Here is a 13,901-nt window from a genome sequence, read left to right on the forward strand (position 1 = left end):
GGGATTTGGGCGGTCAGGGGAGCGCAATGGCTTGGTTCATGGGTTCTGGGTTCGTACGGTTCCTGGCAGTGTTGCTGCGGACCACAGGTCGGCTGCGATCTGGTCGGTGGCGGCAGCGGCGGGGTGGTTGGTGGCTTCGGTGAGGGAGGCGGGGGAGGCGGGTTTTGTGCTGGTGGCGGGGTGTTCGGCGAAGAGGGCGACGGCCAGGGCGAGGTGGGGGCCGTATCCGGCTGCCCAGGCAGTACGGTTCCCGGCTGTACCTGTGTGGATGGCCGGCGGGCCGTCTGGGGCGGGACTGTGCAGCAGGTCGGTGACCGACTTGGCGGCGCCGGCTGTCATGGCGGGGCGGAGATTGTGGTACGCGGTGTAGACGGTTCGGGCATTACGGGTGATCTCGGTGACGGTGTAGGGCGCGGCGTAGTGGCCCTGGGCGGCCAGGGTGGCGTAGGCGGCAGCCATCTGAACGGAGGTAGGTGCGGCGGTGTGCCGGAATCGGTCCAGCGGCGGGTCAAGTTGGACATGGTCGAGGGGGGTCAGGGCGGTGCCGGCTTCGATGGCGCCGTTGAGGGCGTCGTTGAAGGGCTGGTGGGCGTAGTCGGCGCCGCCATACAGCAGGCGGATTGCGCCGTCGCCGGGAGCGATCGCCGTGATCGCTGCGTGTAGCCGGGCCCCGGCAGCGGGGCGGTGGCCGTGGAGAGCGGCGTCGGTTTGGGCCTGGACGGTCTGAGTGGCTGTGTCCTGGAGGGTGAGGTCGAAGGTGGTGTGGATGGTGTAGCCGCCGCGGGCGAGCTGGTCCTGGCTGATGCCGAGTCTGTTGGCGGCTTCGTCTGAGGCTGCGTCAATCAGGTACTGGCGCTGGCCTTCGGTCTGCCCGGGCGGGAAGAATCGGAAGGCGGGGAAGGCGGCTTGGCCGCGCTGGTGTGCGGTGATGGCGGCGCTGGCTTTCATGCCGTCCAGGACCCAGGCCCAGCGGCGCTGCAAGACGGCAGTCACCTTGGGGTCGGACCCGGCCCGCTCGTAGTAGGAGGGCAGGTTGATTATGGCCGCTAGCGCGGCCCCCTGAGAGAGAGTCAGCTCTTCGGCGTTGACGCCGAAGTAGTTGCGGGCGGCGGCCTGGATACCGGCCGCCCCGCGGCCGAAGTAGACAGTGTTCAGGTAGCCCTGGAGGATCTCGTCCTTCGTCCGGGTACGGTCCAACTTGACGGCGATCAGCGCCTCCCTGGCCTTGCGGGACAGCGACCGCTCCGGAGTCAGCAGGGCGTTCTTGATGTACTGCTGGGTGATCGTGGAGCCGCCCTGACGCGCCCCGCCGGTGACCGCGGCCAGCACCGCGCGGGCGATCGCGGTCGGCGCGATCCCGGAATCGGTGCGGAAGGACCGGTTCTCCGCCGCGATCACCGCCTCTTGCACAGGCAGGGGCACTTTCTTCAATGGCACGTCCTGCCGGTCCACAGGGCCCCGCCGCCCCAGATAGTCACCATGGACATCGAGGAACACGGTGCTCTGCACAACCGCATCCGGATGCGGGGCAGGGATCTTCACCACCGTGTACGCCCACATCACCACCGCGGACAGAAGTACCACCAACACCAGCGTCAATACGGTCAGGCGGCGCAGCCATCGCAACGCCCAGTGTCGAGGCGGGCGCACAGACGTGAGCGCGGGTGTGTGGACGGCAGAGCGCGGTTTTCGGTGACGCGGCAGTGCCAGAGATCTGCTTGAGCGATATGGCATGGAGAAATGGGCTTTCCGGTGTGTGTGGCCGGTTGAACGGGTGAGAAGTAGGCCACCGCCGTGTGCGGCCGGAATGACGGCAGCTGTTTCTTAGCGGCAGGAAGGGCACGTGACGGTGCGCTGCCGACAGGGAAATGGCCCGCTGTCACCTCAGCGTGGCTGGGACAGCGGGCCCTGGGCGGTGAGGCAGCCCGGCGTGGGTTGGGCGGTAATGCCTCGTAAGTGGTCGCGTAGGTGCGCTTGGCCGTTACAGGAGGGTCCGGGTGGCGATGGTGTGGCCTGCGGCGTCGGAGACAGTGACGCTGTGGACGAAGTTGTGCTTGGAGTCCTTGCTCTTCGGCCCGGCGGGGAGCTTGCTGGTGGCGTACCAGGCACCCCAGCCGGGCTGGCCGGACAGGTGGACCACGTTGCCAGTAATCGTGCCGCGGTCGGTGACGACCTTGACGCTGGCCGCGTCACCCTTGCCGTTGTAGATCCCGGACAGGAAGTACCGGCCGCCCACCGGCTCGGCCTCCAGGCTCACGCCGGGCTGGCTGCGGTCGATGTTGCCGTCGGCGACGCTGCGGAACTGATTCGCCTGAGTGGGCGTGGACCAGTGCTTGCCGTCCTTGGTCAGCCACAACTGCACCCCCGGCGCGGCCTGCACCCGCTCACCCGAAGCCACCACCCGGGCTGACCCAGTGGGAGCCGCCGGCAGCACGATGGGGACGGAAGCGGGTGTGCTGAGGTGGGTGGCAGTGGCGGCCAGCGGGACTGCCAGCAGCGCACAGGCAGTGGCCAAAGTGGCGGTACGGCGCCGCCGCCGGGTCCGGCGGCCTGCCTTCTCGATCGCGGCCAGCGGCAGGGGAGAGGGTGTGATGCCGTAGGCGGCGTCGGTGAACACTTCACGCAGCCGCTCGGTGTCGGGCCGGGAAGTCATGAGCGTGCTCCGGAAGGGGAAGTGTCGGGGGCGAATGCCGGATGGGCCCTCAGCGCCGCGAGTCCGCGTCGGGCGTGGGTCTTGACCGTGCCCAGCGAGCAGTTCAGCACGGTGGCGATGTCCTGATCGCTCAGGTCGTCGAAGTAGCGCAGCACCATCACGGCCCGCTGCCGTGAGGGCAGGGCCGCTAGCGCCTGGGCAAGGGCAGCGCGGTGTTCGACGGAGTCGGCGTGTCCGCTATGAGAGCGGTGTGACGTCTCGGGAAGAAACGGCATGAGCAAGTGGGCAACGCGCCTCTTCCGGATCCGGCTGAGGTTGTTGTTCACCAACGCACGGCGCACGTACAGGTCCACCTCGTCGCGGGGGATGCGGCGCCATCGGGCGTAGACCTTGGCAAGTGTGGTCTGCACCAGATCCTCGGCCTCGTGGAAGTCGCCGGTGAGCATGTGCGCGGTACGCACCAGCCGAGGCCAGGCCGCCCTGGCGAACTCGGCGAAGTCGCCATGGCTCTCGTCCGTCACAACTGGTGATTCCTTTGATGGCAGGGTATACGCATCGAGGAAGGTGGGGACCCGAGACCTCCGGATCCCCACGCGGGTCGAACGCGTTACGGGAGGGTCCGGGTGGCGATGGTGTGGCCTGCGGCGTCGGAGACAGTGACGCTGTGGACGAAGTTGTGCTTGGAGTCCTTGCTCTTCGGCCCGGCGGGGAGCTTGCTGGTGGCGTACCAGGCACCCCAGCCGGGCTGGCCGGACAGGTGGACCACGTTGCCAGTAATCGTGCCGCGGTCGGTGACGACCTTGACGCTGGCCGCGTCACCCTTGCCGTTGTAGATCCCGGACAGGAAGTACCGGCCGCCCACCGGCTCGGCCTCCAGGCTCACGCCGGGCTGGCTGCGGTCGATGTTGCCGTCGGCGACGCTGCGGAACTGATTCGCCTGAGTGGGCGTGGACCAGTGCTTGCCGTCCTTGGTCAGCCACAACTGCACCCCCGGCGCGGCCTGCACCCGCTCACCCGAAGCCACCACCCGTACCGTCGAAGCCGACTTGGAGGCGGCAGCGGCCACCTGCTCAGTAGCCACCGAGGCCTTGGCCGGCACAAACGCGTGCGCCATCGTCGGCATCGCCACCAGCGTGGCCGCGGCCGCCGCGGCCGCCATGTACTTCTTCATTCGTGTCATGAATGAAATCTCCTTGCGGATCTCAGCGAACAGGGTGGAGGGCGCCTCTCCACCCTCCTAAACCCCATCCACCCCAGACCTGGATGACACAAGCCCGAAAAAGACTTACTGATCCATGGGCCCTGCGCCCCCGGTGCATGTCTCTCTCTGGCGCCTGCGCTCACTGCATACAGCTCCCCACACAGGGACGGTGGTCCCACGCAGCAGGGTGCCGTCCATGGCGAAGACATGGAGGCGGCTCACTGTCCTTCCTCCGCAGACGCAACCGTGGCGGCGGCCGGATACCCGTCCATCCCTCGGGCACGGGCTTTTCCTGTCAGGAACCCAGGCCGCTGCGCTGGCCGCCGTGGAGGCGGGAAAATGGGTCTGCTCCGTCCGGAACGCCGGTTTCACTGTGATGCCTGTGAGCTCGCGTGTCAGGATGGCGATGGGGATCGCTGACAGGGACCGTCAATTGTTGCGACAGCACGCGGACCAGACTCTTCAGCCCTGTGGTCCCTCCGGACGGCGTGCCGTTGGCATGTCACGTCGTTGCCGGGGAGGGGTTCGTGGACGTACTGCATGAGCGGTGTGCCGCGCTGGATATCGGCAAGAAGGACCTCAAGGCGTGCGTCCGCACCCCGAGTCCTTCTGGCAGGCGTTCGCGCCGGCAGGAGATCCGTACGTTCGCCACCGTGACCAACTCCCTGCTCGAGCTGCGGGACTGGCTGCTCGCCGAGAAGGTCACCCTCGTGATGCTGGAAGCGACGGGCGACTACTGGCGAGGTGCCTTCTACCTGCTGGAGGACTGCCTGAACGTGATCCTGGTCAACGCCGCGCACGCCAAGGGCCTGCCGGGCCGAAAGACCGACGTCGCCGATGCCGCCTGGCTGTGCCAGCTCGGCGAATGCGGCCTGCTCAAGGCGTCGTTCGTGCCGCCCGAGCCGATCCGGCACCTGCGGGACCTGACCCGCTACCGCACCAGCCTGACCGCGGAGCGGTCCCGGGAAGTCCAGCGCCTGGAGAAGGAGCTGGAGGACGCGGGCTCGTCGGTGCGGCCGCCGACCTTGTCCAGCAGCGACATGAAGGGCGACAGGGCGTCGACCGAGTCCTGCACGGCCAGCACCACCCGCCCGAGGATGTCGTTGAGTCAGCAGGAAGTCGTGCCGCAGCTCGTGGATGTCCTGACCGGGGCTCGTGCGCGCCGCAGCGACGGCCAGGTCGAGGTTGATGTGCGCGTTCACGCCGAGTATCAGGTGCTGGACGATGATGGTGTCGTCGTCCCTGAGCAGCCCGAACGCCTCGCGCCAGCAGCGAGGCCCGCTCTGGTCCCGACGCCAGGCGTCATACGCCTCGAAGTAGCGGTTGGCGAAGTGCGTGTCGAAGCGGTCCATACGGGCGCCGTCCTCGAACTGCCCGGCGTGAATGGCTGAACGGACCTCAACGGTCACCTGCCGGTACGGCGCCGTGAAGTAGCCGATCCGGTCACCGGCACGGCCAGCGTCCCGCACGATGCCGGCAAGTCCGTTCACGCCGTCGGAGGAGGTGCGCGACGTCGGTGGAGGTCGACGCGGCCCTCCCAGCGCAGTTGACGCTCGTGTCCTGTCGCACCCGCGTGACCAGGCTCGTCGGACGGGTGTGCAGGAACACCTCGACAGGGAGAGGGCGACGCGGACCGCGCGCCGGTCAGGGCGCCGTCCTGGCCGAGAGTGGAGACAGCGGGACTGGTCACCATCAGCTACCCCGGCGGCACGGTGGCCGCCGTCGACTCGGCTGGAACATCCTTGCGATCACCCGACCTGATTGGCCTGACACTCACCTGCGCGGGCGAGCGAGCGATCGTCGAACTCGACGCCCTTCCCCGTCTGTCGGACGGCTTCGACACCGCCACCGCCAGCGCCCGCTACGGCCATGCTGGAGGCCTTCCTGGACACGGCCCGCACCAGCCGCCGCCCGGCCGCGGGAAGGGAGGCGGGCCTGCGGTCCCTGCGGGTGGTACTGGCGGCATACGAGTCACTGCGCACGGGCCAGCCGGTGGCGCTGCCGAGCTGATGGGCGGCCTCTGCGGTCGTACGGGGAAGGTCCTGCCGACGGCCCGGGTACGGCCGGTGCCCAGGAAGCGGGGGACTTCCTGGGCACCGGGGTTGTCCGTCGGTGTGCTCTCAGCCGGGTGTCAGGCGTCCGTGGCCGTGACGTTCGCCGCGTACACGAGGGCGACGCGGTGGTTGTACTGGATGGTGTACATCGCCTTGGCGCCGGTGACGACCCGCCCGCTGGAGGGGAAGTAGTCGTCCGTGAGGGACGGTGCGGTGGTCGCCACGTAGGCCTGGCCGGTGGGGACCATGTACATGCTCAGCGGGGCCTGCGTGGAGGGCGACAGGCCCGAGGGGTACTCGGTGGCGTCGGGGTAGCTGGAACCGTACACCGCCACCGGGGAGCTGCCGGCCGCCGTGATCACCTTCACGCCCTGGGCCGGCGCGGTGTTGCAGCCGTCCGGGTTGTAGAACCACGCCTTGGCGCCGCTGTACCAGATGGCGGTCCAGTCGCCGTCCTGGTCGGCGACTACGAACTGCTGACCGGCCACGGCCGTGCCGCCCCAGTCGTTGATCCGGTCGGTGCCGGCCGCGCCGGGATGGATGGCCTGGTCGCCGAAGAGCGGGGCGGTGTCGCTGGGCTCGGTGCGCAGATAGACGAAGTTCGCCTGCTGCTGCGTCTCGGTGCAGGCGGTGGTGGCGCCGGTCGGGTCGTCGGAGGGGCAGATCTGGAGGGTCTGCGCGGTGTCGTCGAAGCGTGGGGCGATGGTGACGACCGAGCCGACGGGGCCGACACCGTGGGTCCCGGTGTGCACCCCGAGCAGGCTCATGAAGTGGTTCCAGTCCCAGCCCGGGCCCGGGTCCCAGTGCATGCCGGAGACGAGGGAGGACTTGGGGCCGGCGACGTTGTCGTGGCCGATGATGTGCTCGCGGTCCAGCGGTATGCCGAAGCGGGCGGCGAGGTACTTCACCAGGTCGGCCGTGGCCTCGTACTGCGCCTCGGTGTACCAGGTCGCGCCATGGGCGGCGTAGCCCTCGTGCTCGATGCCGATCGAGTGCATGTTGGTGGAGTAGTTGCCCGCGTGGAAGGCGAGGTCCTTTGTGGGGACCATCTGCGTGACGGCGCCGTCGGAGGAGCGCATCACGTAGTGCGCCGCGGACCCGCCCGCCCGCTCGAAGGTGGTGATGGCGGCGTCGTAGGAGCTCTCGGTGTCGTGGATGACGATGGTGTCGATCCGGATGCCGTTGGCGGGACGGTTGGAGACCTGGCCGTTGGAGGGCGACGCCGGGACGAAGGTGCAGGCGACGGTGGTGGGGCACTCGGTGGCGGTGGCGGCCGCGGTCTTCAGGTGTAGCGCGGCCAACTGACCGGTGGCCGGGCGGATATCGGCGTCGGCGGTCAGGGTCACGCGCGTGCCGTCGGTCGTGGTGCGGTGCGCGCCCTTCTTCATCGTGGCGAAGACACGGTCGGCGAAGGCCTCGGCGCCCTGGCGCCGGGTGGACTGGCTGTAACGGGCCACGGCCGCGTACCAGTCGGAGGGCTGCGCGGAGGTGGAGCCGGTCGCCGCTTTCTGGTACGAGGCGAGCAAGGCCGCGCCGCCGCGGATGTTGGCGGACGGGTCGGTGCGCAGTTTCTGCGCCGACAGGCCGGTCAGCTTCGCGGCGGCCTGCACGGTGTGCAGGGCCGGGTCGGCGGCCAGCTTCGTCAGATCGCCGCGGCCCGCCGCGCCCGCGTCGCCGCCGGCCATCATGGCGGGGGTGACGTCGGTCAGGTGCATCGGCCCGTAGCCGCCGTCCGTGCTGTGCTGCCCGGGATGGGTCTCCCAGGCGGACTCCTGGTACGCCACCGCCAGCAGGACCTGACGCGGGACGTGATACGCGTCGGCGGCGTCCTTGAAGTCCTGCTGCAGACCGGTCGCCGCAGGTGCGGCCTCACCGGTAGCCAGTGCCGTCATCGGCACCGCCATGCCGCCCCCGACGGCGAGCGCGAGGGCGGCCAGCAGGCCGACACGGCGGCGCTTCGACGCGCGTCCGCGTCTGATACTGCTAACCTCGCGCTTTCATGAAGCGGGCTGTCCGGCAGGCGGTCAGGAAAGCAGAAAGTGCCTCTGACCAGCAAGAATGAGGATTGTCGAGGTCCTTGTTCCTGCCGGCGCCGGAGGCACTTCCCAGGTGAAGTACTGTATCGGGTCCTATCCCCGCGTCCGTGTCCAGGACGACGGCCGCCAGGTCGTCTCCCAGGCCGGGTCGGTCCTGCTCGTCGAAACGGTCCGCAAGACCGGTCTTGACCAGGCCATATCCCAGGCTCTGGGTCCGTGGCGCAAACCGCGGGCCGTCCACGATCCCGGCAAGGCCCTTCTGGACGTCGCACTGGCGGTCGCACTGGGCGGGGACTGCCTCGCGGACATCGCGATGCTGCGGTGTGAGCCGGCCGTCTTCGGCCTGGTCGCCTCCGACCCGACCATCTCCCGCCTGATCGACACCCTCGCCGCCTCCGGCGAGAAAGCCCTGCAGGCCATCCGGTCCGCACGGTCCGAAGCCCGCCACCGTGCCTGGTCGTTGGCCGGCGAGAACGCCCCCGACGCCGACGGCCAGGTCATCGTCGATCTCGACGGTGTCCTCGTGATCGCGCATTCCGACAAGGAAGACGCGGCCGCGACCTGGAAGAAGACCTACGGCCATCACCCCCTGACCGCCTTCGTCGACCACGGACCGGGCGGAACCGGCGAGCCCGTCGCCGCCCTGCTCCGGCCGGGAAACGCGGGCTCCAACACGGCAGCCGACCACATCACCGCCGCCCAACTCGCCCTGGCTCAACTGCCGAAGCACTACCGGCGAGGGCAGCAGACCCTGATCCGCACCGACTCCGCGGGCGGCACCCACGACTTCGTGTCCTGGCTCGCGCGACGAGGCCGATGGCTGTCCTACTCGGTCGGCATGACGGTCACCGAAGCGATCCACGAACACGTGCTGAAGGTCCCCGCCTCGGCCTGGACCCCGGCCGTCGAGACCAGCGGTGAGGCCCGTGACGGGGCCTGGGTCGCCGAGCTCACCGGCAAACTCCTGGACGGCTGGCCCAAGGGCATGCGACTGATCGTCCGAAAGGAACGGCCCCATCCTGGTGCTCAGTTGAGGATCACGGACGCGGACGGCATGCGGATCACGTGCTTCGCGACCAATAGCCCCCACCGGCCGATCGCCGAGCTCGAGCTCCGTCACCGGCTGCGGGCCCGGGCCGAGGACCGTATCCGAGCCGCCCGGGCCACCGGCCTGCGCAACCTGCCCCTGCACACAACAGCCCAGAACAAGGTCTGGCTCGAGATCGTCCAGATCGCCCTCGACCTGCTGGCCTGGATGCCCATGCTCGCTCTCACCGGCAAGGCCCGCCTCTGGGAACCCCGCCGCCTGCGTTTCCGCCTGTTCTCCGCGGCCGCCCAGCTCGTCACCACCGGCCGACGCAGGATTCTCCGCCTCACCCAGCACTGGCCCTGGACCGGCGAGATCACCGCCGCTCTCGAACGGCTCACGCTCCTGCCCACCCCCGGCTGACCAGCAACCTCAACCGTCCCGACGACAGCGCCACCCGATCCCGGGCCGTGGAACCCGGCGCCCACCCGACGCGACAACCGGGACACCGGCCTGCCTATCGCCAGCTCCGGAAAGCGAAAGGGCCCACCGACTCCGTCGGCGGACCCTCGCGAAAGATCGAGGCTAATGGTCATGAAGGTCCCCCGGACCTGAGCTGCGCGAACTCTGCGCCGTCGTCCGTCGGCTTCTGCGAAGTGGATGATCCACCTCAGGGGGAACTTACGTCAACCTCGGCCCAGGGAGCGGCAGTTCATCATGACGGAGGGTCCTGGCGCGATCACGGTTCCACGACGCGTAGGGGGCCGGCTGTGGTCAGTCGCACCACAGATCGTCGGCATTGCGCACCTGGGTCCGATTCCCACGTAGCGATGCCCCGGTGTCTCACCCGCAGAGCGAACGGCCCAAGACGCGACGCCCGTCATCGCAAAAACCGCGCTTGCCATAGTAGGCAAACAGATGAGTGACGTCTTGGCCGTTAGGGGCGATGACGACCTGAATGTGCCTACAGCCCTGCGTCCGAGCCCACTGTGCGGCGTCATCAATCAATCGTTCGGCGAGTCCCTGCTTGCGAGCGTCGGGAGCAACGTAGAGGTCCTCCAGTTCCGCAACCAGGCCGCCCTCCAGACCGAAAACAGTTGTCGTGATCGCAAACGCGGCGATCTTGCCGCTTACCTGGCTGACGGCGACACGGGCAACCGGAGAGGTGATGAGCGTGGAGAGGTTGGTACGCAAGTCGCTCTCCGGAGTCGAAAAGTTGTCCTCCTTGTAGAAGGCGATCGCAAGCGAGAGAACAGCTTCCAATTCGTCGATGACAGCGGCGCGCAAGATCATGTCTCCGATGCTCGCATACTGCATAGCTGCTGCGGAACTCTGCTCAATCCGTTGGGGCAAGCGTGTGAATGAGTGGCAATTACTCAAGCGGAACTGTGTCAGTGTCACGGATACCGAACCCGGAACGGTTCACTCGGCCTGTTGTTCCTGGTCTCGACCGACGAGCGGGGCAACGGCTGTGGATCTCTGCGGCACGGCCGGTTCCGAGGCGGGACCGTCGCAGCAATGCGACCGTCTTACCCGACTCTCACTGCACTTGGCTCATGAATACGCCTCCACGCCCGTGAACTGGCGGCTGTTCCTGCCCAAGTCCCAATGCCACTGACCTTAAGTTGATCATGGGTGTGGCATCGGCCGGTGGCGGATGGTTGTGGGCCGGTTCGGTGTGCCCTGATGGTGGGGTCGCTTGACGGGGAAGCTGCTGCTGCGGGGCTTCTTGACGACTCGTGGGTAGCTGGGGGGCCGCCTGGGCCGGTGGAGGTGTCGGGGCTTGACGAGTCCGGCTTCGAGGCGGACGCGCTCGGCTGCGATCTGTTCTCGCTGTTCAGGGGGGAAAAGCCGCGGTGTCGCGGACACGGCGGCGGACGGTCTTGAGCATGCGGGTGAACTGGATCCGGTCGGGGTCGACCTGGGCGTGAGTGGCAGCGCGGGCGCGGACCGCGGACAGGGCCCAGTGCAGGAGGAGGATGGCGTGGAGCTCCTGTTGGGCCATCTCCGGGCTCTTGGAGCGCAGGACCTTGGCGGGCGGCAGCAGGTTCGCCTTGATCTCGCCGATGGCGGTCTCCTCCTCCCAGCGGGAGGCGTAGGCGGACGCGAGCAGCGGTGCGCTCGCCGTGCGGGGGTCCAGGAGCGTGGTGATCAGGCAGAACAGTTCACTGCCTGTGGTTTCGGCGATGTCGTACTCGATGACGCGGACCAGGCGGGCGCGGTCCGGGTCGATGTCCTGTCCGGCGCGGGCGGCCCCGAGCAGGCGGGCCCGCTGCTGGGCGCGGGTGCCGGGGGCGAAGACCAGGCTGGTGAAGGTGCCGTCGGTGAGGACCTCGACCACGGGCAGGTCGATGCCGTCTTTCAGCCGCCACAGCAGCTCGCAGTGCCCGGCGGCGGCGCACCACTGCTCGAAGGAGTAGAAGCCGCGGTCGGCCAGCAGCAGCATGTCCTCTTCCAGGCGCGGGTACAGGGTGCGGGCCAGGGCGCGTTCCCCGGTGCCGTCGCCGCGGACCGGGCCGATCGCCGCGCCGAAGGTGGCGCGGGTCCCGACCTCGGCCAGCGCCACGACCCTGGCCTGCGGGAACGGACCCGGCGCGGCGGCGTCGCCCGGCCGGCCGAAGTATGCGTCGTTGGCAGGAGTGTCGGGCAGGTCGACCACGGTGCCGTCCACGGCCGCAAGCCGCCACCTCCCGGCCCAGGCCCCCGGGGTGAGGATCTCCGCGACCGGCTCGGCCAGCCGCTCGTACAAGTCCGCCAGCACCCCGGGCCCCAGCCGCTGCCGGGCCTTGGTGATCCCGCCCGAGGTCGGGGCCTCCCAGCCGGCCTCCCAGCCGCCCAGGCCCCCGAGCCGGTCCGTGAGCTGGGCCATCACCTGCTCGTAGTCGTCACCCGACCACAGCCCCAGCGCAAGTGCGAAGTACACCATCACGTGCGCAGGCAGTTTGGAGTCCCGCCGCCTGGGCTGCTTGCCATGCGCGGCAACGACATCGTCCACGGCCTCCCTGGGCAGCTCCGAGGCCAGCACCCCGAACGACATGAACTCCTGCAGCGAACCCGACGACACCCCGTCAACATCCATGGCCACAACGGAACTTTACGCAAGGACCGACACCCGAAACAGACAGATGACCTTAAGGTCAGTGGCATTGGCCCAAGTCCTGGGACCCGGCCAGCGAGCAGACAGATCCTGACCCGCCTGGGCATGTGAAGAAGTGGCTGCTCGTACTCGACCTGATCGACGAGACACCGCGAACATCCGGTGCTGGGCGGACAAGGCCTACCAGGGCGCCGGCCTAGCCGTCCGCGTTCCCTGCCGCGGCCGTTGGAACAAGCTCTCCGCAGGCCGGCGTCGACCCTGACGGCGCAAAACCATCCGGTCAGCGCCGCGACCGTCGGACACCTACTGCACGCTTTGGGCTTCAGCCTCCAGGCCACCGCGAAGACCACCGAAGGCGCCCGCCATCCGGACCGCGATGCCCAGTTCGCCCACCTGAACGCGACCGCCACCGCTTTCCTCGATGCCGACCAGCCCGTGATCAGCGTCGACACCAAGGCCAAGGAATGGCTCGGTGATCGTGACCGGCCCGGCCGCACCTGGCGGCCGGGCGGAAACCCGATCAGGGTGGACTGCCACACCTTCATCACCAGCGGCCAGCCGGTGGTCATCCCCTTCGGGATCTACGATATCGCCCACAACAGCGGCTGGGTCAACGTCGGAACCGATCACGACACCGCCGAGTTCGCGGTGGAGTCCATCCGCCGCTGGTGGCAGCACCGCGGACAAGCCGATCACCCGAACGCAACCAGGCTGTTGATCACTGCCGACTCCGGCGGCTCCAACGATCCCCGCCGCTGGACATGGAAGAAGCACTTGCACGCCTTCGCGCAGGAGAGTGGGCTTGAGGTCACGGTCTGCCACTTCCCACCTGGCACATCGAAGTGGAACAAGATAGAACACCGGATGTTCTGCCACATCACCGCGAACTGGCGAGGACGGCCGCTGACCAGCTACGAGATCGTCCTCGAGACCATTGCCGCAACGACCACCACGACCGGGCTTTCGATCGGCGCCGAACTCGACACCGGCAGCTACCACCTGGGCACGACCGTCACGCCCGCCGAGTTCCACGCTCTGCCGATCACACCGAGCGGGTTCCACGGCGACTGGAACTACACCCTCGCACCTGCCCCGCCCAAGCCTCCCGAGGCGCTGCGCACTCGTCGCCGGATCGACCCGGCCCTGACCGAACTGCTTACCGACCCCCCCTGACGGGCATGGCCCGCTCTGACTTCGACGACTTGGTGGCGGTCTCGGAGCCGTACTGGGACGCCTTGGCCGAGGCCGCATTCCAACGACGCTTTCACCGTCCGCGCAGCTATCTCCACCCGCAGACCAGCAGTCTGGACCACTATCACCGGTTGCTGACGGCCTTGTTACGCCGCCGCAGAGCAGCGACCAGCACGCTCCTGGCCCACTTGCTGGGCGTCACCCGCACCAATCTGTCCAACCAGTTCCAGGACGGGCACCGTCTCCTGGACCTGCACAAAGTCACCGTCACGCCATTGCCCGGAGGGCCCGCCCGCACCCTGGAGCAGCTGAAGGCCCGTGGGGCACCTATCGGAAACCACCCCACAGATCAAATCTGCTAGTTATTCAATTACAAGTCCCGGGACGCACGGAGAACTCCCAGATCGGGGTCTTTCTCGCCTATGCAACTGGCCGCGGACGCACGCTGATCGACCGGCGGCTGTACCTGCCCACGTCCTGGACGGATGACCGCGAGCGATGTCGACGGGCAGGCATCGACGACAGCGTCGCCTTCGAGACGAAGGTGGCCATGGCCAAGGCCATGGTTCGCCGGGCCATCGCCGAGAAGATTCCGTGCCGCGAGTGAAGTAGGCCGCCAACGAGGTGCCTCCGGCTGAGGTC

General features: G+C 68.4%; 9 protein-coding genes and 4 pseudogenes. 5 read left to right on the forward strand and 8 right to left on the reverse strand.

The window, feature by feature from the left end; all coding sequences use genetic code 11:
* Positions 1 to 36: 36 nt before the first annotated feature.
* From ACWC21_RS16800 to ACWC21_RS16815, 4 genes are all read right to left on the reverse strand, one after another.
* Positions 37 to 1,626, reverse strand: coding sequence for a transglycosylase domain-containing protein (locus ACWC21_RS16800; protein WP_450882418.1), 1,590 nt, complete (start codon positions 1,624 to 1,626; stop codon positions 37 to 39).
* A 355-nt stretch (positions 1,627 to 1,981) separates the two neighbouring features.
* Positions 1,982 to 2,653 carry a hypothetical protein gene (locus tag ACWC21_RS16805; RefSeq protein WP_450882420.1) on the reverse strand — a complete coding sequence of 224 codons (672 nt, stop codon included), beginning with the start codon at positions 2,651 to 2,653 and terminating at the stop codon, positions 1,982 to 1,984.
* On the reverse strand, positions 2,650 to 3,174 hold the full coding sequence (locus tag ACWC21_RS16810) for a SigE family RNA polymerase sigma factor (RefSeq protein ID WP_450882422.1): 525 nt from the start codon (positions 3,172 to 3,174) through the stop codon (positions 2,650 to 2,652). The genes ACWC21_RS16805 and ACWC21_RS16810 overlap by 4 nt, the downstream gene beginning before the upstream one ends.
* A gap of 86 nt (positions 3,175 to 3,260) precedes the next feature.
* Positions 3,261 to 3,833 carry a hypothetical protein gene (locus ACWC21_RS16815; protein WP_450882424.1) on the reverse strand — a complete coding sequence of 191 codons (573 nt, stop codon included), beginning with the start codon at positions 3,831 to 3,833 and terminating at the stop codon, positions 3,261 to 3,263.
* Positions 3,834 to 4,381: 548 nt separating this feature from the next.
* Between ACWC21_RS16815 and ACWC21_RS16820 the strand changes: the two are divergent.
* Positions 4,382 to 4,855, forward strand: a pseudogene (locus ACWC21_RS16820) (IS110 family transposase); the annotation flags it as partial.
* A gap of 171 nt (positions 4,856 to 5,026) precedes the next feature.
* Here the strand turns inward: ACWC21_RS16820 and ACWC21_RS16825 are convergent.
* Positions 5,027 to 5,344 (reverse strand): annotated as a pseudogene (locus tag ACWC21_RS16825) (DUF5995 family protein); the annotation flags it as partial.
* Positions 5,345 to 5,723: 379 nt separating this feature from the next.
* Here ACWC21_RS16825 and ACWC21_RS16830 point away from each other — a divergent pair.
* The gene (locus ACWC21_RS16830; RefSeq protein ID WP_450882426.1) at positions 5,724 to 5,864 is read left to right on the forward strand and encodes a Gfo/Idh/MocA family oxidoreductase; all 141 of its coding nucleotides are present in this window, start codon (positions 5,724 to 5,726) and stop codon (positions 5,862 to 5,864) included.
* A 121-nt stretch (positions 5,865 to 5,985) separates the two neighbouring features.
* Here ACWC21_RS16830 and ACWC21_RS16835 read toward each other — a convergent pair whose 3' ends face one another.
* Positions 5,986 to 7,800 (reverse strand): N-acetylmuramoyl-L-alanine amidase, encoded by a 1,815-nt coding sequence (locus ACWC21_RS16835; protein WP_450882428.1) that lies wholly within the window; start codon positions 7,798 to 7,800, stop codon positions 5,986 to 5,988.
* 217 nt (positions 7,801 to 8,017) lie between these two features.
* Here ACWC21_RS16835 and ACWC21_RS16840 point away from each other — a divergent pair, with 217 nt between their 5' ends.
* Entirely contained in the window at positions 8,018 to 9,394 is a 1,377-nt protein-coding gene (locus tag ACWC21_RS16840) for an IS1380 family transposase (RefSeq protein WP_450882430.1), read from the forward strand.
* Positions 9,395 to 9,814: 420 nt separating this feature from the next.
* Here the strand turns inward: ACWC21_RS16840 and ACWC21_RS16845 are convergent, their stop codons facing one another.
* A complete protein-coding gene (locus ACWC21_RS16845) occupies positions 9,815 to 10,264 on the reverse strand; it encodes a GNAT family N-acetyltransferase (protein WP_450882432.1) in 450 nt (149 codons plus the stop codon).
* Between the two features lie 544 nt (positions 10,265 to 10,808).
* Positions 10,809 to 12,050, reverse strand: coding sequence for an IS4 family transposase (locus ACWC21_RS16850; protein ID WP_450882679.1), 1,242 nt, complete (start codon positions 12,048 to 12,050; stop codon positions 10,809 to 10,811).
* Positions 12,051 to 12,302: 252 nt separating this feature from the next.
* On the opposite strand from ACWC21_RS16850, the pseudogene ACWC21_RS16855 reads away from it, so the two are divergent.
* Positions 12,303 to 13,635 (forward strand): annotated as a pseudogene (locus tag ACWC21_RS16855) (ISAzo13 family transposase); the annotation flags it as partial.
* 6 nt (positions 13,636 to 13,641) lie between these two features.
* Positions 13,642 to 13,854: pseudogene (locus tag ACWC21_RS16860) on the forward strand (transposase); the annotation flags it as partial.
* Between the last annotated feature and the right edge of the window lie 47 nt (positions 13,855 to 13,901).

It is taken from the genome of Streptomyces sp. NPDC001348 (assembly GCF_053597535.1).

Coding starts and splice junctions, on each gene's coding strand:
- ACWC21_RS16805 (WP_450882420.1), bottom strand. CDS start 2,653: ATGACTTCCCGGCCCGACACCGAGCGGCTGCGTGAAGTGTTCACCGAC.
- ACWC21_RS16815 (WP_450882424.1), bottom strand. CDS start 3,833: ATGACACGAATGAAGAAGTACATGGCGGCCGCGGCGGCCGCGGCCACG.
- ACWC21_RS16830 (WP_450882426.1), top strand. CDS start 5,724: ATGCTGGAGGCCTTCCTGGACACGGCCCGCACCAGCCGCCGCCCGGCC.
- ACWC21_RS16835 (WP_450882428.1), bottom strand. CDS start 7,800: ATGACGGCACTGGCTACCGGTGAGGCCGCACCTGCGGCGACCGGTCTG.
- ACWC21_RS16845 (WP_450882432.1), bottom strand. CDS start 10,264: ATGATCTTGCGCGCCGCTGTCATCGACGAATTGGAAGCTGTTCTCTCG.
- ACWC21_RS16850 (WP_450882679.1), bottom strand. CDS start 12,050: ATGGATGTTGACGGGGTGTCGTCGGGTTCGCTGCAGGAGTTCATGTCG.